This is a genomic window from Streptomyces asoensis, assembly GCF_013085465.1.
Lineage (GTDB): Bacteria > Actinomycetota > Actinomycetes > Streptomycetales > Streptomycetaceae > Streptomyces > Streptomyces cacaoi_A.
Window position 1 is genome coordinate 2,008,131 of record NZ_CP049838.1, and the last position, 22,350, is coordinate 2,030,480.

The window sequence follows — 22,350 nt, forward strand, 5'->3', positions numbered from 1 at the left end:
GCCGCGTCCGTTCACAGGGCGAGCGCGGAACTTCGAGGCGTGTGAACGGACTCGACCGGCGATGATCTCGCGGGCTCGACGCGCTGGTGGTGTGCTGGTCTCCTACGAGCGCCAGGAGTCCGCCGATGACGACAGCCGAGCATTCGCCAGGCCCCCAGCAGGACGACGCCGAGCTCGCCGAGTTCGGCTACAGACCCGAGCTCAAGCGAACCCTGGGCAACTTCCACACCTTCGCCGCGGGCATCAGCTACATCTCGATCCTGACCGGCACTTTCCAGCTCTTCTACTTCGGCTACGGCAGCGGCGGTCCCGCCTACTGGTGGTCCTGGCCGATGGTGTTCGTCGGTCAGTTCGCGGTCGCCCTGTGCTTCGCGGAACTCGCCGCCCGCTACCCGGTCGCGGGGTCCGTCTACAACTGGTCGAAGAAGATCGGCAATCCGCATCTGGGCTGGCTGGCCGGCTGGATGATGTTGACCGCCTCGATCGTGTCGATCGCGGCCGTGGCGCTGGCCTACCAGTTGACGCTGCCGCAGATCTCCTCGACCTTCCAGTTCGTGGGTGACGGCACCGGCAAGTACGACGTGGCGACCAACGCGGTCGTCCTGGCCACCGTGTTGATCCTGTTCACCACGTTGGTCAATGCGTTCGGCGTCAAGCTGATGGCGACGATCAACACGGCCGGTGTGTTCATCGAGTTGATCGCGACCGTCGTACTGATCGTCCTGTTCGCCGTCCACATCACCCGCGGCCCCCAGGTGGTCATGGAGACCAACGGAACGGGAGCGGGTTACGGGGCCGGCTATCTCGGCGCGTTCCTCGTGGCCTCGCTGGCCTCGGCGTACGTCATGTACGGCTTCGACACGGCCGCGTCGCTCGGCGAGGAGTCCATCGACCCGTCCCGCAACGCGCCCCGCGCGATCATCCGGGCGATCGTCGCCTCCTTCGTCCTCGGCGGACTGATCCTGTTGCTCGCGCTGATGAGCGTCTCCAGCCTGAAGGGCGACAAGCTGTCCACGGACGGGCTTCAGTACGTCGTGCTCGACGTGCTCGGTCCGACGGCCGGCAAGGCGATGCTGTGGTGTGTGCTGATCGCCGTCACGGTGTGCGCCCTGGCCGTGCACACGGCGGCGATCCGGCTGGCGTTCGCGATGGCCCGCGACAACAACCTGCCCGGGTCCTCGCGGCTGGCCAAGTGCCACCCGCGCTTTCAGACCCCGGTGCTGCCGACCGTGATCATCGGTGTGCTGGCGCTGGCGATCCTCGTGGTCAACATCCACCAGCCGCAGATCTTCACGGTCGTCACCAGCATCGGCATCATCATGATCTACCTCGCCTACCTGGGCGTGACCGGCCCGATGCTGGTGGCGCGGCTGCGCGGCAAGTGGCAGCCGGCGAGCGACGGGAAGTTCTCGCTCGGCCGCTGGGGGCTGCTCGTCAACATCGTCGCGGTGGTGTGGGGCGCGGCGATGACGACCAACCTGATCTGGCCGCGCGCCTCGGTCTACAACGCGGCGGCGCCCTTCCACTGGTACCTCCGGTGGGGCGCCGTCCTGTTCGTCGCCGTGATCGCGGGCGGTGGCTTCGCCTACTACTGGTTCGTGCAGCGGCATCGAACCGGTGTCCTCGAGGACCACCGCCTGGCGGACAGCTGATCAACCGGCGTTCGGGGCAGGCCGCTTGTACATCCGGGTGGCCGTGATCTCGCTGCGCACCTGCGCCGCTTCACCGTCTCCGGCCGGGGCCTGCTGCGGCAGACCCGGCCGGAGGTGTTCCTCGACGCTGATGTACTTCAGGCCCGCCCGCAGATCGGCGTCGTTGCGCAGCCGGATGACCAGGGGGAACTCCGCCAGCGCCGTCGTGTCGAACAGGCCTGTGGTGTAGAGGAGCTGCACCCCGAGTGCGTCCGAGACCGCGCGCTGGAGCTCCAGCAGATAGGTCGCGTTGGCGCGCCCGATGGGGTTGTCGAGGAACAGCGTGCCGGCGTACCGGTGCTTGTCCCGGCCCCGGTCGTTGCTCCTGAGCGCCGCCATCGTGCAGTACAGGGCGATGGCCGCGGTGAGCAGCTGCCCGCCGGAGAACACGTCGCCCATCTGACCGACGGGGACCCGCTCGGCCCGCAGTACGGCGTCCGGCTTGAGGATCTCGACGGCGACGCCCTTGGGCTGGAGGGCCGCGCCGACCCCGCGCAGCAGCAACGACATGCCGTCGCGCCGCAGGTCGGAGTTCTTCTTCACAGCGGCCCGGGTCGCCTCGTCGATGACCTCGCCGAGCCGCTCGGTGAGGGTGCTCTGGTCGGGCTCCTCGAAGCGGATGCGCAGGAACTCCTGGCCGGACCACTCGCCGAGCCCCTCGGGCAGCCGGGAGAGCCGCTGGGCCGAGCGCAGGGTGGCGAGCGCGGACTCGACGAGCCCGCGCAGCCGGTCCACGATCGAGTCCCTGTTGCGCTCCAGCTGCTCCAACTCGTCCGTCAGGACACGCAGTCGGGGCGCGAAGGCGTTCGCCCACTTCTGCGCGTGCTCGGGCAGCGCGGAGGCGGGCAGCTCACGGATCTGCTGGCGGGCCGGGGTGCGGACCTGCTCGTAGCGCGTGGAGTTGGCATGCCGGACGAGGATGTCACTGGCCTCGCGGACGGCGGACTCGGCGGCGGACAGGTCGGCGGCGCAGCCGCGCAGCGAGCGGCGGGCCTCGGCGGCCGACTGGCGGGCCTCCTCCAGGGTGCCGGGGTAGGGCTCCGCCTCCTCCTGCTCCTCCTCGGGGGTGTGTTCGCGCAGCAGGTCCCGGAGCATCGCGGCGATCTCGTCGAAGCCGCCGGCCGCGTCCTCGGCGGCGCGATGGCCGGCCAGGAGTTCGGCGTGGGCCTCGCGGGACCGGCTCAACGCCTCGGTACGGGCGGCGAGTTCGGTTGTCGCGGTGCGCAGCAGCGCCTGGGCGTGCTCGGCGTCGCGCGGCTGGAGCTCCTCGGGCAGCTCGGTGTGGGCCTCGCCGTCCTCGGGGGCGTGCCGCTCGGTCTCGCCGCGCAGCCGCCCGAGCTGCTCGCTCGCGGTGGACACCCGGGTCTCCAGGAGCTGCACCAGCTCCTCCGCGCGCGCGGCGGCGGCCTGCCGGGACGGCCCGTCGGAGCCGTCGGGCGACTGGAGCAGCTGCTCCGCCCGTGTGCGGACCTTGTTGCTGAGCCGGTCCAGCTCGGTGCGGGCCCCGCTCTCGTCGCTCTCCGCGCGGGCCTGCTCGGCCCGCAGGTCCGCGCCGACGCCGACCTTCTCGTACAGCTGGGACGCCGCCCGGTAGGCCTCGCGGAGGGCGGGCAGGGACGCCTTGGACGCGTCCGGCTCGCCCTCCGGTACGTCGTCGGGGGCGCCGGCGATCTCGGCGCGTTCGGCGCGCAGCGCACGCGCGGTGCGGCGGGCGTCGTCGGCGGCGCGCTGGGCGGCGCGCCGGTCCTCGTCGGCGGCGCGGGCGCGCTCCAGGCAGGTCTGGGCGCGGGCCTCCGACTCGGCGGCCTCGTCGGCGAGTTCACGCACCTTGACCTGCCAGCCGGCTCGCTCACGCAGCCGGAAGGCGAGCCCGGCCAGGGCGTCGGCGGCTCGCCGGGCCTTCTGCGCGGCTTCCTGGCGCTCGTCGCGCACCTGGGCCGCCTCGGCGGCGATCTCGTCGGCCTCCGCGCGCACGGTCCGTGCCTCGGACAGCTCGGCCTCGGACTCCTCGGCGAACGCGCGCGCCTCCGCGGCGGACCCCGCCAGTTCGGTGAGCCGCCCGGCGGGACAGCCGGTACGCCAGGAGGCCAGCCGGGCGGTCAGCTCCCGGTCCTTGCCGAGCCGCGCCGCGAGCCGGCGGATGTCGTCGTCCCGCTCGGTCGTCCGCGCGCGCAGCGCCTGCCGTTCCTCGTCGGCGGCGTGCTCGTCGTGCATGGCCGGGTTCGGCGGGACGAGGAAGACGTCACCGCTCTCCGCGTCGGCCGCCGGGGTCGGCGCCAGCAGGGCGGCGGCCGTACCGACGGCCACGGCCGAACGGGGCAGCAGCGCCGCGGCACCGAGCGCCTCACGCGCGCGTGCGTGCGAGGCGGGGTCGGTGATGATCACGCCGTCGACCAGTTCGGGCCGGGCGGCGAGCACGCGCGCGTGGTCGGCGGGGTCGACGGCCTGCGCGAGGTAGCGCCAGCCGGGCAGGGCGGGGATGCCGTGCTCGCCGAGGAACTCGACCGTGGCCAGCACGTCCGGGCCGGGCGGCAGCAGCCCGCCGTCGCCGAGCGCGCCGAGGATGCGGGAGTCGTCGGCGGCCGCGGTCCGCAGCTCGAAGAGCTGCCGTTCGGCGGAGGAGACGGCGTCGTCGAGGAGGTCGCGCAGTTCGTCGGCGCAGCGGTCGAGGTCCTCGGGGGTCAGCAGGGAGTCGTCGTCCGGCTCGGCGTTCTGCCGTGGCTGTGGGATCCGGGGGCGTGCCCCGCCGCCGGTCAGCCCGAGCAGCTCCGCGAGCCGTTCCTCACCGGCCAGGGACTCGGCGAGCCGCAGTTCGGCCTCGCACGACCGGTGCGCGGCCGTCGCGGCGTCGGCGGCCCGGGCCGCGGTGAGCTCGGCGCGGGACTCCGCGGAGGCGGCCTCGCGCGCGTGTTCGGTGGCTCTGCGTGAGGCGTCACGCGCGGTGTCCCAGGCGGCGACGGCCGTCTTCTCGGCGTCGCTGGCGGCGAGGGCCGCGCGGGCGGGGTCGGCGTCGGGCGCGCTGTCGTCGAGCCAGCCCGCGCGTACGGCCTCGGCGGTCTCCTGCTCGACCTCGGAGAGGCGCTGGCGCAGGTGGCCGACCTCGCTGCGGGCGCGCTGGGCGTCGGTGGCGGCGGACGTCGAGTCCCGGTGCGCGGACTCGCCGACCTCCTGGAGTGCCGCCGAGCGTTCCTCCTCCTCGTTGGCGAGGGTCTCGGCGTTCTCGGCGGCCGCGTGCAGGGCCCGTACGAGGTCGACGGCGGCCCTGGCGCGGGCGGCGAGCGCGGGGGCGGCGTCGCGTTCGGCCTCCTGGATCGCGGCGGAGACGCGCGCGACCCGGTCGGCGGCGGCGCGGTGGCGCAGCACGGCCTCGGCGGCCTGCCAGGCGGAGTGCAGGGTGCGGGCGTCGGCGAGTTCGCGCTTCTGCGCGGCGGCGGACTTCTCGGCGCCGGCGAGCGCCAACGAGGCATGACGGTAGGCGAGTTCGGCGGCGATCAGCGCGCTGCGCTCGCGCGCGCTCTCGGAGTGCGTGACGGAGTAGGCGGCGGCCGTGACCCGCTGGGCGAGATCACCGGCCCGCGCCTTCTCCCGCAGGCCGCGCGCGGACAGCCGCCGGGCCAGCGCGCGGGTGCGGCGCTCCGCGCCGGCGTGGATGTCACGCGCGCGTGCCCGCGCCTCGGCGGCCTCGACGATCCGGCCGAGCAGGTCCACCGAACCGGCGGTGAAGTCCCGTTCGGCGATCAGCTCGGCGCGGCGGCCCAGCTTGTTGCCGAAGCCGCTGACCAGGTCGGCGAGCCCGTCGGTGTCCCGGGTGTCGGTCACCGCGCGCAGCAGCAGGTCGGTGAAGTCGGAGTCCTTCTTGACCGCGAAGAGGCCGGCGGCCTCACCCTCGTCGGCGTTCATCTCCCGCTGATAGCGGAAGAGTTCGGGGTCAAGGCCGAGCTCGCCGAGGTGCTCGATCCACCGGTCGTGGATCTCCTCCCAGTGCACCTCCAGGTGCGGATACGCCTTCCCCGCCTCGGTGAGGGCGTCCCGGAACCCCTTCATGGTGCGCCGGCGCCCCTGCGCGCCGGAGGCGCCCTCGACGGGCGGGCGTACGGCGGTGGACTCGGCGACGGGCAGGTTGTCCAGGCTCAGCCCGGGCCCGGGCCGGAACGAGTACCAGGCCTCCGCGAACTTCCGCGGGTCGTTGGACACCTGCCGCCCGCGCCACTCGCTCGCCTTGCCGACGACGACGCACTCACCGGTGAGCACGTGCTGCCACTCCAGCGCCACGTGTCCGCAGTCGTCGGCGAGCAGGAACTTCCGCAGCACACCGGAGCTGGCGCCGCCGAGCGTGTTGCGGTGGCCCGGCAGCATCACCGAGAAGATCAGCTTGAGCAGGACGGACTTACCGCCGCCGTTCTCCAGGAAGAGCACGCCCGCGGGCGCCGGCCGGCGCGGCGGACCGACCGGCTCCTCCTCGAAGAACTCCGCCTGGGTGGGTGCGGGGTCGGGCACGATGTCGCCCACTCCCCGCAGGTCAAGCACGGTGTCGGCGTAGCGCGCACCGGCAGGCCCGATGGAGTAGAGGCGGACCCGGGACAGCTCGTACATGGCGGACTCTCGTAAGTCTTCGGCAGATCGGGGGGAGGCGCTTCAGGAGCTCAGGGGCCCGAAGACCCGTGAGCTCAGAAGCTCAGAAGCTCAGAAGCTTCAGGAGTGGAACGGCAGGCCGGCGTCGGCCACCAGGTCCAGGTCGTCGGTCTCCTCGGCGGGCAGCAGCGTCGGCGAGCCGTCGGTGACCGGGACGACGCCCAGCTCCAGCAGCTCGGCCATCGCGGCACCGCCCGCCATGTCACGCACCTGGAGCTGGTAGCGGGCGGTCGTCCGGTAGGTACCGCCGCTGTCGTCACCGGTCCGCTGGAGGAACCCGGAGTCGGTGAGGAACGCGACGGCCTTGCCGACGATGCCGGTCGTCGAACCGGCGAGTCTGCGCGCGTCCTTGGTGGCGCCGGTGGAGCTGCGTCTGGCCCAGATCCGCCAGGCGGCCTCCAGGCCGGGCGCGTCGGTGGCGGGGTCGGTGTTCTCGCCCTGCTCGTCCGCCCGCTCCTCCAGCCGGCGGCAGGCCTGGCGGACGAAGGCGTCCACTCCGTTGACGCTGACCCGGCCGATGTAGCCGTCGTCGGCCAGATCCTCGGGCCGGGGGAACGCCATCGCGGCGACGGAGAGGTGCGCGAGACCGTGCAGGAACCGGTCGCCGCCGTCGGCGGACGTACGACGCGCGTAGTCCCCCATCCGCACGGCGAACACCGAGTCCTCGGCGGCGGTCACCGCCATCCCCGCGCGCGGGGAGACCTCCAGCACGATCAGCCCGAGTCCGGTGGCCACGGCGTCGGCGAGCCGCGCGAACGCCGGGTCCTCCCGGTACCGCCGCAGCAGCTCCGCGTACTCCTGGTCCCGTGCGGGCTGCAACTTGGGCAGCAGCCCGAAGGCGACGAGCCGCGCCGCGTCGGCGGCGTCGGCGGGGGTGACGGCGGCGTTCACCGCCGGGGCGGGGGCCTCCGTATCGCTCCACTCGACGTGCTCGGTCACAGCTTCGGCTCCTTGGTGTTCTGGTTCTGGTACTCGTCCATTCGCTTCCCGACCCGGCTCATGCCGCCTCCGTGCGGTCCGCCGCCATCCCCGCGGCGTCCAGCAGGGCGGTACCGACGATGAGATCGGCTCCGCCGAACCCCGGGTCGTCCAGTTCCTTGCCGTCGTCCACGGCGAACAGCAGCTTCTCCTCGCCCTGGCGGTAGGCGGTGCCCACGGCCGGGCTGGCGGCGTGCACGGCCAGCAGTGCCACCAGGTAGGCCAGTTCTTCACCGTCCTTGGCGCGCGCCTCCTCGAGGAGTCCCGACAGCCGTCGTGGCGCGTCCGCCGGCAGGTCGAGCAGCTCCTTGGCCATCGCCAGCTGTTCCTCGCTGAACCGGCTGTCGTCCGGCGTCGCGATGAGGTCCGGCTCCGGCATCTCCGCGCCCAGGTGCTCCCGCTCCACCGGCGGCGTCAGCAGCAGGTCGACGAGATCACCCACCCGCACAGACACCGGCGTGCGCAATCCGGTCCCGCGGGCGAAGAACGCGTCGGTGACCCGGACCGCCTGCTCCAGCGGCAGCGGCAGCACGGGGGTGACGAGGTGCCCGAAGAGGTCGATCCCCGACGAGGTCATGGGCGTGGCGAAGGCCTGTCGGTCCTGCTCGGCACGGAACAGCGGGCCGGCCTCCAGCAGCCGGGACTGCAACTGGGTGTGCCGGCGGATGCAGTCCTTCACGATGTCGACGAGTTCGGCGGCCCGCCGCTTGTTCTCCGCGTCCTCGATCTCGTCGCGTGCCTTGCGGATGTTGGTGAGGATCGCGTTCTCGTGGCGGTAGCGGTCGGCGACGTGGTCGAGGGCCTCGGCGATCATGTCGGGCACGGCGTTGAGCCAGTCCACCGCGCGCACGTTGCGCCGGGTTGCCTCGAGGGCGCGGCGCAGCGTCTCCGAGTACTGCACGGTGCGGTAGCGGGCCTGCTCGGCGGCCAGTTGGGCGTCGGCGAGACGGCCGCGGCGGATGAGCACCTCGAGCTTGACCTCGGCGGCGATCTGCGCGCTGGTGACGTCGGTGTCGAGGGCGCCGACGAGGACGTTGACCGCCTCGTCGGTCGTGCGGAGGTAGACGGCACCGCCGTAGCCGGGGACCTCTTCGATCAGCTTGAAGTCGTAGTCGCGGCGCACATATGTGCCGTCCGGCGCGAAGGTGCCGTACGCGGCGCGGAAGCCGCGGTCGACGCTGCCGACGTTGATCAGGTTCTCCAGGACCCAGCGGGCCACCCGCTCGTGCTCGGCGACGGGCCGCCGCGGGGCCTGGGCGGCGATGCGCGGCATGAGGCGCGCCACTATCTGGTCGTGGTCGGCGCCGGTGTCGAAGTCCATGTTGAGCGTGACGAGGTCGATGGCGGCGAGGGCGATCTCCGCCATGCCGTAGACCGAGTACTCACCGGCGAGGTTGGCCTTGCGGGCGTCGAGATCGTGGATCGGCGCGGTGCAGGCGAGCGCGCGCAGCCGCCGCGCCAGCCCCTCGTCGGCGGCCGGGCCCGGAGCGGGGCGCGGCGCCGCGCTGAGCTGGGGCGGAACACGGTCCGTCGACGCAGGCGAAGTCACGGTGCACAGACTAGGTCCTCGGTCTGACATCGACCCAAACGACGCAGAAGCGACCCCCGTCACAGAGCCACGAGAGAACCTCAGCCCTCGGTGGGGGATTCGTCGCCCATCCGCCGCCGGTAGACCTCGACCACCCGCTCCAGCGAGTCGGCCAGGTACACCTCGAGCAGCTTCTCCGCCTCGGTCCTGTCCCCGGCCTGGAGGGCCTGGAGGATCTGGCGGTTGCGCTGGAGGTACGGCTCGTGCAGCCGGCGCGGCTCGTCGACGAGGTGGAAGGCGAGGCGCAGCTCGGCGAAGACGCTGCGCATCAGCTCATCGGTGCGAACGCTTCCGGCCAGGGCCACCAGTTCGCGGTGGAAGTGGAAGTTGGCGGTGCCCAGTCCTTTCCAGTCACTCTCGACGGCCGCGACCTGCCCCTCGGTGACGCTCGCCCGGAGGCCGTCCAGCGCGTACGGCGGCTCCCCCAGCCCGCGTACGACGGCGCACTCGACGAGCGCGCGCGTGCGGTAGATGTCCTCGACGTCCTCGACGGTCAGGACCCGGACGAACACGCCCCGGTTCAGCTCGTGGACGAGCAGGCGCTCATGGGTGAGCAGCCGGAACGCCTCGCGGAGCGTGTTACGGGAGACGCCGAGCGCCCCGCCGATGCTGTCCTCCGACAGCCGTGTCCCGGGCGGGAAATAGCCCTCGGCGATGCGGCTTCTGAGGATGTCCGAAACCCGTTCGGCCGTGCTCGTACGGCCCAGGAGGGCGCGGTCGTCGGCCAGTCCCGCCAGCTGCTCTGCCATGCCCGGAATTCAACCGCAGACACGAGAACGAAACAACATGGGTATTGAAGGATCGTTCAACGATCCTCTACCTTCCTTCCATGGCACCGCCGTCCCCGCCGCGGCGACCCGCCCCCGCACGGCACAGCTCACTCCCCGCACCCTCCGTCCTCCCTCAGCGAGGTGCCCCATGAGCACGCCCCTTCCACCCCGGACCCCGGCCACCGACACCCGACCCGCCGGCGCGACACCCGCTCCCGACGACGGCGCCCTGGCCTGGCTGCGCGCCCTCGGCCCGCGCGGCCGCCGCGCCTTCGCCGGCGCGTTCGGCGGCTACGCCCTCGACTCCTACGACTACTTCACGCTGCCGCTGAGCATGGTCGCGCTGGCGGCGTACTTCGGTCTGGACAGCGGCCAGACCGGCCTGTTCACCACCGTCACCCTGGTCGCCTCGGCGATCGGCGGCGCCGTGGCGGGGGTGCTGGCCGACCGGATCGGCCGGGTCAGGGCCCTGATGATCACGGTGATCACGTACGCGGTCTTCACCGTCGCCTGCGGCTTCGCGCCCACCTACGAGACGCTGCTGGTCTTCCGGTCCCTCCAGGGCCTCGGTTTCGGCGGCGAGTGGGCGGTCGGCGCGATCCTGGTCGCCGAGTACGCGAGCGCGAAGCACCGGGGCCGCACCCTCGGCGCGATCCAGAGCTCGTGGGCCGTCGGCTGGGGCCTCGCGGCCCTCACGTACACGCTGGTCTTCTCGTTCTTCGGCGACGACATCGCCTGGCGCGTGATGTTCTGGACGGGCGCCCTGCCCGCGCTGCTCGTGGTGTGGATGCGGCGCCGGGTACAGGACGCGCCGGAGGCCGTCGCCGCCCGCGAACAGAGCGCCGGGAAGGGCTCGTTCCCGGCGATCTTCAAAGGGCCGCTGCTGCGGACGACGCTCTTCGCGGGCCTGCTCTCGACCGGTGTGCAGGGCGGCTACTACACCCTGGCGACCTGGGTGCCGACGTATCTGAAATCCGAGCGCGGCCTGTCGGTGGTCGGCACCGGCGGCTATCTGACCTTCCTGATCTCGGGCGCCTTCCTCGGCTACCTCACCGGCGGCTACCTCACCGACCGGCTGGGCCGGCGCCGCAACATCTGGCTGTTCGCCCTGCTGTCGGCGGTGTGCATCCTGGCGTACGCGAACATCCCGAGCGGCGCGGACACCGTGCTCCTCGTGCTCGGATTCCCGCTCGGGTTCTGCATGTCGGCGATCTTCAGCGGTTTCGGGTCCTACCTGAGCGAGCTGTACCCGACGGCCCTGCGCGGCACGGGACAGGGCTTCACGTACAACACCGGCCGCGCCGTGGGCGCCGTCTTCCCCACCACGGTCGGCTACCTCGCCGACAGTTGGGGCGTGGGCGGCGCGCTGGTGTTCGGCGCGATCGGCTACGCAATCGCCGCCCTGGCGCTGCTGGGGCTGCCGGAGACCCGCGGGAAGGAACTGGAGTGAACCGTCCGATCCTCACGCAGGACCGCCGTACGCCCTCCGTCGACGACCGTCCCGTCACCCTCCTCGACGAGCACGCGCACGCGTGGAGCCCCGCCACCGCCCGGGCCCGCTTCCGGGCGGGCCTGGCGGGCCCCACGGCCGGGGTCGCGGGCGGCCACACCCAGGTCAACCTGATCTCGGTGCCCGCGGACTGGGCGTACGACATGCTCCTGTTCTGCCAGCGCAACCCGAAGCCCTGTCCCGTCCTCGACGTCACGGACGCCGGCTCCTGGACGACCGTCCTCGCCGAGGGCGCCGACCTGCGCACCGATCTGCCGCGCTACCGGGTCTGGGCGGACGGGGAGCTGGTGGACGAGCCGACGGACGTGCGCGCGTACTGGCGTGACGACCTGGTGTCGTTCCTGATCGGATGCAGCTTCACCTTCGAGTGGGCGCTGTCCGGGGCCGGCGTCCCGATCCGGCACGTCGAGCAGGGACGCAACGTCCCGATGTACGTGACGAGCCGGCAGTGCCGGCCCGCGGGGCGGCTGCACGGCCCCATGGTGGTGTCCATGCGTCCGGTGCCGCCGCAGCACCTCGCGGCGGCCATCCGGGAGAGCAGCCTGCTCCCGGCGGTGCACGGCAGCCCCGTACACTGCGGCGATCCGTCGGGACTGGGCATCGACGACCTCGGCCGGCCCGACTTCGGCGACCCCGTGGAAGCCGCGCCGGACGACATCCCGGTGTTCTGGGCCTGCGGTGTGACCCCGCAGGCCGCGGTGATGGCCTCGCGCCCGCCGTTCGCCCTCACCCACGCCCCGGGACAGATGTTCCTCACCGACGCCCGCGACGAGCAGTACCGCGTGGCTTGAGAAGGAGATACGAAGGAACCATGACCGCGACGACCGCGATCGATCTGAACGCCGACCTCGGCGAGGGCTTCGGCCGCTGGCAGCTGACCGACGACGAACAACTGCTGTCCGTCGTCAGCAGCGCCAACGTGGCCTGTGGCTTCCACGCCGGGGACGCGGTCACCATGCGGCGGGTGTGCGACCTGGCGGCCGAGCGAGGCGTGACGATCGGCGCGCAGGTCTCCTACCGGGACCTGGCGGGGTTCGGGCGGCGCGCCATGGACGTGCCGCCCGCCGAACTGGCCGCCGAGGTGGCGTACCAGATCGGCGCCCTGGAGGTGTTCGCCCGGGCGGCGGGCGCGCGCGTGGCGTACGTGAAGCCGCACGGCGCGCTCTACAACCGGGTCGTGCACGACGAGGAACAGGCCGGCGCGGTGATCGACGGGGTGCTCCTCGCCGACGCCGCGCTGCCCGTGCTCGGGCTGCCCGGCTCACGCCTGCTGGAGCTGGCCCGGGGGGCGGGACTCCCGGCCGTCCCGGAGGCCTTCGCGGACCGCGCGTACACCGAGGAGGGCACGCTCGTGCCCCGTGGGCAGGCCGGGGCCGTGGTCACCGACCCGGACGCCGTCGTGGAGCGGTCGGTGCGCCTGGCCCGGCTCGGGCAGGTCACCTCCCACGCGGGATCGTCCATCGAGGTACGCGCGCGTTCGCTGTGCCTGCACGGCGACACGCCCGGCGCGGTGGAGCTGGCCCGCCGGGTCCGGCGTGGCCTGGAGGAGTCGGGCGTACGAGTGGAGGCCTTCGCATGAGCGTGCGCGTCCTGCCCGTCGGCGACGACGCCCTGCTGGTCGAGCTGGCGTCCGGCGCGGAGGCCGAGGCCCTGCACGCGGAGCTGCTGCGTCGCCGCGCGGCGGGCCTGCTCCATGCCCGCGAGATCGTCCCGGCGGCCCGCACCGTCCTCCTGGACGGTCTGACCGACCCCGGCCGGCTGGCGTCCGAGCTGGCCGCGTCCGTGGTACCGCCCGCTCCCCCGCGTGAGCAGGCGGCCGTGGAGATCCCGATCCGCTACGACGGCCCGGACCTGGCCGAGGTCGCCGCCCACTGGGGCGTCCCTGAGGAGGAGGTGGCCCGCATCCACGCGGCCACCGAGTTCCGGGTCGCCTTCTGCGGGTTCGCGCCCGGCTTCGCCTATCTCACCGGTCTGCCTCCGCGCTACGACGTGCCGCGCCGGGCCACCCCGCGCACCGCCGTGCCGGCCGGTTCGGTGGCGCTGGCGGGGCCGTACACGGGTGTGTACCCGCGTTCGTCGCCGGGCGGCTGGCAGCTGATCGGCAGCACGGAGGCGGTGCTGTGGGACCACGCGCGCGTGCCGGCCGCGCTGCTGTCGCCGGGCACGCGCGTGCGCTTCGTCCCGGTGGGGCCGGTGGGGCCGGTGGGGCCGGTGGGATCGGTGGGCACCTCATGAGCGACCGCGCCGTCTCCGTCGTCCGCGCCGGGGCGCTCACCACGGTGCAGGACCGGGGCCGCCCGGGACACGCGCATCTCGGCGTGCCCCGTTCCGGCGCTCTCGACGCGCCCGCGGCGGCCCTCGTCAACCGGCTGGTGGGCAACCCGCCCGATGCGGCCGTCCTGGAGACGACGCTCAACGGCTGCGCCCTCAGGCCGCGTTCCGACGTGACCATCGCGGTCGGCGGCGCGCCCTGCCGGGTCACGGTGGACGGCCGGCCGGTCGCCTGGGGCGCGCCCGTGCGGGTACGCGCCGGCACCCTCCTGGACATCGGACCGGCCGTCTCCGGGGTACGCACCTACGTGGCCCTGGCAGGCGGCATCATCGTCGAGCCGGTCCTCGGCAGCCGGTCCACGGATCTGCTCTCGGGCCTCGGCCCCGCGCCGCTCACGGACGGCACCGTCCTGCCCCTGGGGCGCGAACTCGTCCCGCACGCGCGCGTGGACGTCGCCCCGCAGCCGGCGCCGCCGGCCGAACTCGTCCTCCGGGTGACGCTCGGCCCACGGGACGACTGGTTCACGCCGGACGCGCTCCGCGCCTTCACCTCGCGGATCTTCCTCGTGTCCTCGGCGAGCAATCGCATCGGGCTGCGCACCGAGGGACCCGCCCTGGAGCGCGCCCGGAGCGGTGAGCTGGCGAGCGAGGGCATGGTCCTGGGCGCCGTACAGGTTCCGCCCGCCGGCCGGCCGGTGGTCTTCCTGGCCGATCACCCGACCACCGGTGGCTACCCGGTGATCGGGGTCGTCCGCGCGGCCGATCTCGCGGCCGCGGCCCAGGCCGTGCCCGGAACGCCGGTCCGCTTCGTGGCCGTACGCCGAAGGTGACGCGGGTGGCGTCGGCCGCTGCGGGCTTCAGGCGGCGTCCGGCTGCCGCTCCGCCACGGAGAGCGCGGCGAGCGCCGCGGACACCGCCGCGGAGGCCCGCAGATCGAGGCGGGCGCTCGTCCCCCGCGCGCGGTGCCGCAGCTCGTCGGCGGCCAGCGTGAGCAGTTGCGGGAGCAGGTCGGTGCAGCGCCGGGCCACCCAGCCGGTGCCAGCGGTCGCCAGCCACCACAGGCTCGCCGAGGTCGTCGGCGCCGGGAACTCGGGCTCGGGCGAGGGCGCGGAGCCGGTCGCGAGGCCCGCCTCCGCCAGCACCGCGTGGAAGCGCACCGCCAGTTGCCGGTGCCCCCGTTCCCCGGGGTGGAGCCGGTCCGCGCTCCACATGGCGCGGTCCGTCAGCCAGGCGCCCTCCGCGGCGTGCAGGTGGACGGCGCCGTACCGTTCGGAGAGCGCGTGGACGACGGCGTTGACCGCGCGCTGCCGCCGGGCCAGTGGTCGGGCGAGAACCCCGGGCAGCCCGAGGGTGCCGCCCGGGTCGGGCAGGCACGCGGTGAGCAGGACCGCGCCCTGCTCGGCGAAGGCGCCGTAGACCGTGTCGAGCCGGGCGGCAACGGCATGGATGTCGAAGGTGCAGCGCAGAGTGTCGTTGACACCGACGACCACGGAGACGACGTCGGGCCGCAGCTCCAGCCCGGCCGGGAGCTGCCGTTCGAGCACGTCCCGCGTCTGCGCGCCGCTGACCGCGAGATTGATGAACTCCACGGGCTCCACGGGCTCCACGGGCTCCCCGGGCTCCACGAGCGCCTCGACCCCCGCCAGCACTTCGGGACCCGCGAGCACCTCGGTCCCCGCAAGCACCTCGGTCCCCGCAAGCCCCACGAGCCGCTCCTCGGTCCCCGCGACACCCGCAAGCACCTCAGGCCCCTCAAGCACCTCGGGCCCTGTATGCCCCGCAAGCCCCTCGGACCCCACAGGCCCCTCGGTCCCGGCGCCCCCCGCGAGCCCCTCGACCCCCGCAAGCCCCTCGGCCCCGGTCGCCCGCGCGGAGCCCTCGGTCTCGCCGGCCAGCCCGTGGGCGAGCAGCGCGGCCCAGCCGCGCCATCCCTCGCCCACGGGGTCCCCCACGCCCTCGGTGAGCGAGTCACCGAGGGCGACGAAGCGGACGCGTCTCATCCGAGTCCTCCGGGCACGAAAGGACGAACAGGTGCGGTCACCGGTGCCGTGACCGACACCGGCGCGTCGTGCGCCGCGAGGAAGGCGTCGACCGCCGTACCCCAGCCGAAGCACTCCGCACGCGCGCGTGCGGCCTCCCGGCGGGCCGCGAGGGGACGCTCCAGGAGGTTCTCCACGGCGTCCGCGAACGCCGCCCCCCGGTCGGCCGCCGTGGCCCCCGCGGCGCCGATCACCTCGGGGAGCGCCGAGGAGGCGCTCGCGACCACGGGGGTCCCGCACGCCATGGCCTCCAGGGCGGCGAGCCCGAACGTCTCCGCGGGCCCCGGGGCCAGACACACGTCGGCCGAGGCCTGCAAGGCCCCCAACGCGCCTCGGTCGGAGACGTGCCCCACGAACGTCACGGGCAGCCCGCGCTCGCGTGCCCGTTGCTCCAGCCGCGGCCGCAGCGGTCCGTCGCCCGCGACGACCAGAACCGCCCGCGCACCGCGCCGCAGCAACGCCTCCAGGGCGTCCAGCGCCGTACCGGGGCGCTTCTCCACGGACAGGCGGGTGCACATCACCAGCAGGGTCTGGTCCTCGCGCGCGTGACGGGCCCGCAGCCCGGCGTCACGCAGGGCGGGGTGCCGTTCGACGAGGTCGACGCCCAGCGGCGCCCGCACGACGTTCCGCGCCCCGATCCGCACGAACTCCCGCTCGGCGAACTCGGTGGTGCACACCACGCGCGCGTACGTGTGCGCCGTACGGAGGTTGAGCGCGTCGGCGGCGCGCCGGGCCGCCCCTTCCGGCACGCCCCAGGTGCGCAGGACGCCGTCGGCGGTCTCGTGGGAGACCATCACTGCGGGAACGCGGGCCCGCCGGGCCCACTTGCCGGTCCAGCGCAGTGTCGTGCGGTCGGAGACCTCCAGGCGGTCGGGGGCGAGTTCCTCCAGCAGGCGGGCGACCCGCCGTTTGTCGGTGAGGACGCGGTAGCCGCCGGTGCCGGGCAGCAGCGGCCCCGGCAGGGTGATCACCCGCCCCTGCTCGGTCCGGCGGTCGCTCTCCCGCTCGCCGGGCACGATCAGGACCGGCTCGTGGCCGGCCGCGCGATAGCCCTTGCCGAGTTCACGCAGGGCCGTGCGCAGCCCGCCCGAGGCGGGGGCCACGAAGTTGGCGAGCCGCACGATCCGCAGCGGCCCGGCACTCGTGGAGGTGGGGCGGGCCAGGCCACTTCCGCCGTCGGCGCCGCTCATGCCGTTCGGGCCGCTCATGCCGCCACCACCAGTCGACGCGCGGCGAGCACGTCCTCGTAGTGGCCGATGAGCCGGTCGCCGATGGCGGCCCAGGTGCGTCCCTCGACCGTGGCCCGCCCGGCGGCGCCGTAGGCGGCCCGCCGCGCGGGGTCGGCCACCAGCGCCGCCACCGCGTCCTGCACGACGGTGGCGTCCCGGGGCGGGACGAGCAGGCCGGTGCGCCCGTGGGCGACCAGGTCCAGGGGGCCGCCCGCGGCGGGGGCGACCACCGGCACACCACTGGCCATGGCCTCCTGCACCGTCTGGCAGAAGGTCTCGAAGGGGCCGGTGTGCACGAACACGTCCAGCGAGGCGAAGATCCGGGCGAGTTCGTCGCCGGTGCGGTTGCCCAGGAAGACCGCGCCCGGCAGGGTCTCCTCCAGGCCGGGCCTGCTCGGTCCGTCGCCCACCACCACGACCCGGACGCCCGGCAGCCCGCAGACGCCGGCCAGCAGCTCGACGTGCTTCTCGGGGGCGAGCCGTCCGACGTAGCCGACGATCAGCTCGCCGTTCGGGGCGAGTGCGCGGCGCAGTGCCTCGTCGCGGCGGTCGGGGCGGAAGCGCAGGGTGTCCACGCCCCGCGGCCACAGCTTCACCCGGGGCACCGCGTGCGTGTCCAGGTCGTGCAGGGCCGCGCTGGAGGGGGCGAGGGTGAGGTCGGCGGCGGCGTGGACGGACCGTATCCGGCGCCAGGCGGCTGCCTCGCCGGCGCCCATGTAGGTGCGGGCGTAGCCGCCCAGGTCGGTCTGGTAGACGGCGACGGCGGGGATACCGAGCCGGGCGGCGGCCGCCATGCCCCGGACGCCGAGGATGAAGGGGCTGGCCAGGTGGACCATGTCGGCCCGGTGCTCGGCGATGGCGGCGGCGACGCGTCGGCTGGGGAGGGCGACGCGGACCTGGGGGTAGCCGGGGAGCGGAAGGGAGGGGACTCGGACGACGGGGCAGGGCGCTTCGGCGTCCGGCCCGGTCCCGGCGGCGGTGGCCGGGGCGACGACGACGGGGGCGTGACCGCGATCGACGAGGTGTCGGGCGGTCTGGAAGGCGCAATGGGCCACGCCGTTCACGTCGGGGGGAAAGGATTCGGTCACGATGACGACACGCATACCCGTGTTGTCGCCGCCCCGGACGTGGACGCGTCAAAGTGGATCTTTCCGAACGACAAACGTCCCGTGAGCGTTGTGCTGCGCACCCGGTACTTGCCCGCCGCGTACCGCGCAGGTCAGACGGTGTCCATGCCGGTCCGCTCGGCAGGCCATCGGGTGTTCATCTGCCGGGCCGGCCGCCGCCAGGCTCCCCTCGGGCGGCGGCCTGTCCCGACCTTCACATCGCGGACGCGGCGTCCGGTCCGATCCGGCTCCGCACGGCAGTCTGGACCTCCGCCTCCTCGGCCGGATCGGCGGCGAGCCGGCGCAGGCGCTCCACGACCCGGGCGTCGCCGGTCTCGGCGTGCCGGGCGGCGATCTCGCGGGTGCCCTCCTCGCAGTCCCAGAGGCACTCGACGGCGAAGCCGGTGGCGTAGGAGGGGTCGGTGGCGGCGAGTGCGCGGGCGCAGCGCCCGCGCAGATGGGACGAGGCCGTCTCGCGGTAGATATGGCGCAGCACGGGTGCCGCGCAGACGATGCCGAGCCGTCCGGCGCCGTCGACGAGGGTCCACAGGCTCGGCGCGTCGCAGCCCTCGCCGCGTACGGCCTCGCGCAGGGCGCCGAGGACGAGGTCGCTGTCCTGGGTGCCGCCCCGGCAGGCGAGCATGCGGCCGGCCGCGGCGCCCAGGGGGTCGGGCCGGTGGGCCCAGCCGCGGGCCCGGTCCACGGCGGCGATGCTGCGCATGCGCTCGAAGGCGTCGACGGCGGCTTCGACGACGGGCGTCGAGCCGGTGACCACGGCCTGTTCGATCAGGAGGAGGGCGTCGGGGTCGTCGAAGTCGGCGAGGTAGCGCAGGGCGGTGCACCGGGCTCCCTCGGTACCGTCCTTGGCCGCCTGCACGATCTCGGCGCGGTCCTCGGGCCCGGCCACGGCGGAGAGGCAGCGGGCGGCGGGGACATGGAGCGCGGCTCCGCGTTCGACGCCCTGCTGGGCCCATTCGAAGACGGCCTGGACGCTCCAGCCGGGGCGGGGTCCGCTCGGACTCATCTGCCGTTGCCAGCGGTCGAAACAGCCGGCTTCCTGAGCGGCACGCACGCGCGTGGAGACGTACTCGCGGGGATCCTCGGCCCACAGCCGCCAGGGCCGTGGCTCGAAGGCGTCCCGTACGGCGGCGGCGAGTTCGGCCTCGCCCTCGGTATCGGTGGCGAACCGTGCGAGCACGGGTGCCGCGAGGGCTCGCAGACCGGCGTCGTCGTCCCGCAGGGCGAGTTCGTCCAGGGCCCAGGCCCAGTTGGCTCCTGAGGCCGCGTACCGGCGCAGCAGGGCCAGGGCCTCCCGCCTGCCGTAGGAGGCGAGGTGGCCGAGGACGGCAAGGGCCAGGCCCGTGCGGGACTCCTCGGTGTCGAAGGAGTCCTCGACGTCGAAGAGGTGGGCCTCGATCTCGTCCAGCTCGCCGTGCAGATCGAGGTAGAGACGGGCGTAGTAGAGGGAGCGGTTCTCCACCTGCCAGTCGTGGCGGGGGTCCCGCAGCACACAGTGGTTCAGCGCCGCGAGCGCCTCGGCTCGCGGAGCGGTGAGCGCGTGCAACGTGCCGTCGCCGCGGCCCCTCTGGAGCAGGCCGAGCAGCGTACCGCTGGGCGCTATGACCGGATCGAACATGGGAAACAGCCTCACATCAAGCGTCGACGCAACCGGGGACGTGCATTACCTGGCCGCGTGACAACACGTCGGGGCGCCCGCCGTTTCCTGCTTGCTGTAGACCATTTTCCTCTGCCTCTCGTCGGTGGCCCATGCGGACCGCGTCACGGCCCGCGCGGTGCGGCAACACCTGCCCAGCCATCGCGTCCGTGAATCACGACGTCATGATGACCCGGCTGTTCTACCTGCCGCGACCGAAATTTCCGGCGGCCTTGTACCGCCTCCCCCGTGGTCGTTGATTTACCTGGTCAGGAACTCCCGTTGACCTGCTCAGGACCGTCGGCTCAGTGCACGCCGAACAGGTCCAGCAGCTCGGCCCTGCCGAACATGCGAGCGGTGTCGACGGCCGACGGGGTCCCCTGGGAGGGGTCGGCGCCCGCCTCCAGCAGGACCCTGATGACGTCCGTCTCACCCTTGAAGGCCGCCCCGGCGAGCGGGGTCTGACCTCGGTCGTTGATCCGGTCGGCCTCGGCGCCGCGGGCCAGCAGGGCCCGGACCGCGTCGGCATGGCCGTGGTACGCGGCGAGCATCACCAGGGAGTCGCCGCGGTCGTTGGTGAGGTTGGCCGGAACGCCCGCGTCGACGTACGCCACGAGCTCCTCGGTCCGACCCCCGCGGGCCAGATCGAAGATCTTGGTCGCCAGCTCCACGACCTCGGGGTCGGGGGCTTCGCTCATCGGCCGGTCCGCCTCTCACTACAACCGTTCAGGTGAATCGCCAGCGTACTGGCTCGTCGGAAACATGGCCGATCCCGTCGGCGGCAAAGATCACGGGCAGACCCGTTCGACGCAACTCTCCTGCTCAGGCAGCCCACCAGGCCTTCCGCCAGCCGGGGGAAATCGGCCGTATTTCACCCAGTTGCACCTTTTATAGTATGGATACATCCTGTGATCCTGGAAGTACTCATGGTGACTGTCCCCCGCGAACCAGGAGAACCCAAATGATCCTGTCCATGTCAGGCGTAGTCCTGCTCGGCATCATCGTCTTCCTCTTCTTCCGCAAGGCCGGGCTCAAGGCGTCGCACGCCGTGGTCTCGGCCCTGTTCGGGTTCTACATGGCCAACACGGCCATCGCCCCGAGCATCAAGGCAGGCGGCGAGAGCCTGGCAAGCCTCCTCGGCGGCATCAAGTTCTGACGCCGCCCGTCCCGTCCGTACGCACCTCACAGGAGACAGCAGTGGCCCGGCGCCCCCTTCCCAGCATCCTGAGCACAGGCAGCGCGCAGATCGCCCGGAGCCGGGAGCTGGCCCGGACGGCGGCCGACAGCGCCACCGATGTCCTCCATCCGCTGATCACGATCACCCGCGGACTGCGCCGGCTGGCCTCGGCCGGGCGGCGCAGGTGGGCCGAGACCCCCAAGGACAAGCGCGGACCGCTGCTGTTCCTGGTGGCCTCGTTGATCCTGGTCGTGGTGCTGGTGCCGTACGGCCCGCTGCTCGCGGTCATCACCCTGATGGCGGCAGCGGCCTGGCAGGGCAGGGACCGCAACCCACCGGCTCCCGATGGCCCCGACGAGTCGCAGATCCAGCGACTCGAGGTGCTCTACGAGGCCCTGGTCCCGCACTTCTCGACGGCCGACGACCCCGCTCCCCTGTACGCCCACGGCGGCGACTGGGAGACCGTCTTCCCGACGCTGGAGTTCGACGACTCGGGCCGCGTGACCCTCCTCGTGATCCGCTACCCCGCGTTCTTCCCGGACGGAGAGGCCGCCCCACGCGCACGGATCGAGCAGCTGCTCGCCGCGAAGTCCGGCCGTGGCCGCGAGTACCTCTTCGTCTGGGACGAGGAGGGCAACGAACTCACCCTCAGTGTCCTCACCCCCCTCCCCACGGACTTCACGGCCCAACGCTTCGTCACCGCCCCCGGCGAGACGGTCCTGGGCTTCACCGACCCCTCCCGGGTCCAGCGCACGCTCCCCCTCGCCCACGACGAGGACCGGCACGACGTACCGCCGGTCGTCTGGCGCACCGGCATCCGCTCCACCGAGCCGCACCTGCTGGCGGTCGGCCAGCCCGGCAGCGGCACCTCCACCCTGCTGCGCTCCATCGCCCTCCAGGCCCTCCAGCACGGCGGTGACGTCCTGGTGATCGAGGGCGGCAGCACCGGCGAGTACGCCTGCCTCACCGGCCGGGACGGCGTCCTGGGCGTCGAGGTCGGACTGGCCGGGGCGCTGGCCGCCCTGGAGTGGGCCGTACACGAGACGGAGCGTCGGCTCATCGCCGCCAACCATGCCCGGCAGGCGGGCGACCCGCCGCCGGACGACACCAGACACCCGTTGTGGATCCTTCTGGACCGCCCCACCGCCTTCACCCACCTGGCCGACACGGACGGACGCAAGGACCCGCAGTCCCTCCTCCAGGTCCCGCTCCGGCACGGCCGCGCGGTCGGGGTCACGGTGGTGGTGGCCGAGCAGTTCGACGCCCTGGACTCCCTGAGCGACGCCGTACGGCAGCACACCCGCGCGCGGGTCACGCTCGGGCCGACGTCGAAGCAGCAACTGGAGGCGGTCCTCGGCGTGCCCCCGCACACCACGCCCGTCGACGACACGCCGCCGGGACGCGGATACGCCCGGCTCGGATCGGGGCCGGTGCACCGGCTCCAGGTGCCGGCGACTCCGGACCCGTACGACGACGCGACGAGCGACGCGCATCGGCAGGCGGTGCTGGACCTCCTGCCGCCGCGCTCCACGCCTGCCGACACGGAGACGTTGCCGCCGGTACCGGTCGAGGTCGTGCTCAGCAAACCGGCGGACACGGACGCCGAGGCCACGAAGGCGCCGGGTGCCGACGCCGTGGCAGCCGACGCCGTGGGCGCGGAGCAGGTGTCGAGCGCGGGCGGGGGCGGGTGACCGCCCCCGCCCGC

17 protein-coding genes and 1 pseudogene are annotated in these 22,350 nt (G+C 73.5%); 8 read left to right on the top strand and 10 right to left on the bottom strand.

All coding sequences use genetic code 11. The features are described 5' to 3' along the window. Window positions 1-125 precede the first annotated feature (125 nt). Entirely contained in the window at window positions 126-1,652 is a 1,527-nt protein-coding gene (locus G9272_RS08890) for an APC family permease (RefSeq protein WP_171396038.1), read from the top strand. Here the strand turns inward: G9272_RS08890 and G9272_RS08895 are convergent, their stop codons facing one another. The 4 genes from G9272_RS08895 to G9272_RS08910 form a co-directional block, all read right to left on the bottom strand. Further along, window positions 1,653-6,284, bottom strand: coding sequence for a hypothetical protein (locus tag G9272_RS08895; RefSeq protein WP_171396039.1), 4,632 nt, complete (start codon window positions 6,282-6,284; stop codon window positions 1,653-1,655). It lies immediately after the preceding gene. Between the two features lie 99 nt (window positions 6,285-6,383). Beyond that, window positions 6,384-7,262 (bottom strand): hypothetical protein, encoded by an 879-nt coding sequence (locus tag G9272_RS08900; RefSeq protein WP_171396040.1) that lies wholly within the window; start codon window positions 7,260-7,262, stop codon window positions 6,384-6,386. A 58-nt stretch (window positions 7,263-7,320) separates the two neighbouring features. After that, entirely contained in the window at window positions 7,321-8,850 is a 1,530-nt protein-coding gene (locus tag G9272_RS08905) for a hypothetical protein (RefSeq protein WP_171396041.1), read from the bottom strand. Between the two features lie 80 nt (window positions 8,851-8,930). After that, the gene (locus tag G9272_RS08910; protein WP_171396042.1) at window positions 8,931-9,638 is read right to left on the bottom strand and encodes a GntR family transcriptional regulator; all 708 of its coding nucleotides are present in this window, start codon (window positions 9,636-9,638) and stop codon (window positions 8,931-8,933) included. 169 nt (window positions 9,639-9,807) lie between these two features. Here G9272_RS08910 and G9272_RS08915 point away from each other — a divergent pair, with 169 nt between their 5' ends. The 5 genes from G9272_RS08915 to G9272_RS08935 are packed head-to-tail and all read left to right on the top strand — an operon-like array spanning window position 9,808 to window position 14,270. Then, window positions 9,808-11,109 (top strand): MFS transporter, encoded by a 1,302-nt coding sequence (locus tag G9272_RS08915; protein WP_171396043.1) that lies wholly within the window; start codon window positions 9,808-9,810, stop codon window positions 11,107-11,109. After that, window positions 11,106-11,960: a putative hydro-lyase gene (locus G9272_RS08920; RefSeq protein ID WP_171396044.1), complete on the top strand. Its 855-nt coding sequence runs from the start codon at window positions 11,106-11,108 to the stop codon at window positions 11,958-11,960. The genes G9272_RS08915 and G9272_RS08920 overlap by 4 nt, the downstream gene beginning before the upstream one ends. A gap of 20 nt (window positions 11,961-11,980) precedes the next feature. After that, window positions 11,981-12,748, top strand: a complete 768-nt coding sequence (locus G9272_RS08925) for a LamB/YcsF family protein (RefSeq protein ID WP_171396045.1) — start codon at window positions 11,981-11,983, stop codon at window positions 12,746-12,748. A gap of 2 nt (window positions 12,749-12,750) precedes the next feature. After that, window positions 12,751-13,404, top strand: a complete 654-nt coding sequence (locus tag G9272_RS08930; protein WP_171401916.1) for a 5-oxoprolinase subunit B family protein — start codon at window positions 12,751-12,753, stop codon at window positions 13,402-13,404. Then, window positions 13,401-14,270 (top strand): biotin-dependent carboxyltransferase family protein, encoded by an 870-nt coding sequence (locus tag G9272_RS08935; RefSeq protein ID WP_171396046.1) that lies wholly within the window; start codon window positions 13,401-13,403, stop codon window positions 14,268-14,270. The genes G9272_RS08930 and G9272_RS08935 overlap by 4 nt, the downstream gene beginning before the upstream one ends. Before the next feature lie 27 nt (window positions 14,271-14,297). On the opposite strand, the gene G9272_RS08940 is transcribed toward G9272_RS08935, so the two are convergent. The 6 genes and pseudogenes from G9272_RS08940 to G9272_RS08965 form a co-directional block, all read right to left on the bottom strand. After that, window positions 14,298-15,089, bottom strand: a complete 792-nt coding sequence (locus G9272_RS08940; RefSeq protein ID WP_437184363.1) for an SGNH/GDSL hydrolase family protein — start codon at window positions 15,087-15,089, stop codon at window positions 14,298-14,300. A gap of 237 nt (window positions 15,090-15,326) precedes the next feature. Further along, a pseudogene (locus tag G9272_RS46165) lies at window positions 15,327-15,440 on the bottom strand (SGNH/GDSL hydrolase family protein); the annotation flags it as partial. Next, complete coding sequence (locus G9272_RS08950; RefSeq protein ID WP_171401918.1) at window positions 15,437-16,669, bottom strand: glycosyltransferase; 1,233 nt, start codon at window positions 16,667-16,669, stop codon at window positions 15,437-15,439. The pseudogene G9272_RS46165 and the gene G9272_RS08950, both read right to left, overlap by 4 nt. Before the next feature lie 14 nt (window positions 16,670-16,683). Continuing rightward, entirely contained in the window at window positions 16,684-17,811 is a 1,128-nt protein-coding gene (locus tag G9272_RS08955; RefSeq protein WP_171396047.1) for a glycosyltransferase family 4 protein, read from the bottom strand. A gap of 217 nt (window positions 17,812-18,028) precedes the next feature. Continuing rightward, window positions 18,029-19,450, bottom strand: coding sequence for a HEAT repeat domain-containing protein (locus G9272_RS08960; RefSeq protein ID WP_171396048.1), 1,422 nt, complete (start codon window positions 19,448-19,450; stop codon window positions 18,029-18,031). Window positions 19,451-19,773: 323 nt separating this feature from the next. Next, window positions 19,774-20,166 carry an ankyrin repeat domain-containing protein gene (locus G9272_RS08965; protein WP_171396049.1) on the bottom strand — a complete coding sequence of 131 codons (393 nt, stop codon included), beginning with the start codon at window positions 20,164-20,166 and terminating at the stop codon, window positions 19,774-19,776. Between the two features lie 263 nt (window positions 20,167-20,429). Here G9272_RS08965 and G9272_RS08970 point away from each other — a divergent pair, with 263 nt between their 5' ends. Further along, complete coding sequence (locus G9272_RS08970) at window positions 20,430-20,624, top strand: hypothetical protein (protein ID WP_171396050.1); 195 nt, start codon at window positions 20,430-20,432, stop codon at window positions 20,622-20,624. 41 nt (window positions 20,625-20,665) lie between these two features. Then, window positions 20,666-22,336, top strand: coding sequence for an ATP-binding protein (locus G9272_RS08975; RefSeq protein ID WP_171396051.1), 1,671 nt, complete (start codon window positions 20,666-20,668; stop codon window positions 22,334-22,336). Window positions 22,337-22,350 lie beyond the last annotated feature (14 nt).

Excerpts from the sequence above, each read along its gene's own strand:
- G9272_RS08890 (WP_171396038.1), top strand. The coding sequence starts at position 126 with ATGACGACAGCCGAGCATTCGCCAGGCCCCCAGCAGGACGACGCCGAG.
- G9272_RS08895 (WP_171396039.1), bottom strand. The coding sequence starts at position 6,284 with ATGTACGAGCTGTCCCGGGTCCGCCTCTACTCCATCGGGCCTGCCGGT.
- G9272_RS08910 (WP_171396042.1), bottom strand. The coding sequence starts at position 9,638 with ATGGCAGAGCAGCTGGCGGGACTGGCCGACGACCGCGCCCTCCTGGGC.
- G9272_RS08915 (WP_171396043.1), top strand. The coding sequence starts at position 9,808 with ATGAGCACGCCCCTTCCACCCCGGACCCCGGCCACCGACACCCGACCC.
- G9272_RS08925 (WP_171396045.1), top strand. The coding sequence starts at position 11,981 with ATGACCGCGACGACCGCGATCGATCTGAACGCCGACCTCGGCGAGGGC.
- G9272_RS08935 (WP_171396046.1), top strand. The coding sequence starts at position 13,401 with ATGAGCGACCGCGCCGTCTCCGTCGTCCGCGCCGGGGCGCTCACCACG.
- G9272_RS08950 (WP_171401918.1), bottom strand. The coding sequence starts at position 16,669 with ATGAGCGGCGCCGACGGCGGAAGTGGCCTGGCCCGCCCCACCTCCACG.
- G9272_RS08955 (WP_171396047.1), bottom strand. The coding sequence starts at position 17,811 with ATGCGTGTCGTCATCGTGACCGAATCCTTTCCCCCCGACGTGAACGGC.
- G9272_RS08960 (WP_171396048.1), bottom strand. The coding sequence starts at position 19,450 with ATGTTCGATCCGGTCATAGCGCCCAGCGGTACGCTGCTCGGCCTGCTC.
- G9272_RS08965 (WP_171396049.1), bottom strand. The coding sequence starts at position 20,166 with ATGAGCGAAGCCCCCGACCCCGAGGTCGTGGAGCTGGCGACCAAGATC.
- G9272_RS08970 (WP_171396050.1), top strand. The coding sequence starts at position 20,430 with ATGATCCTGTCCATGTCAGGCGTAGTCCTGCTCGGCATCATCGTCTTC.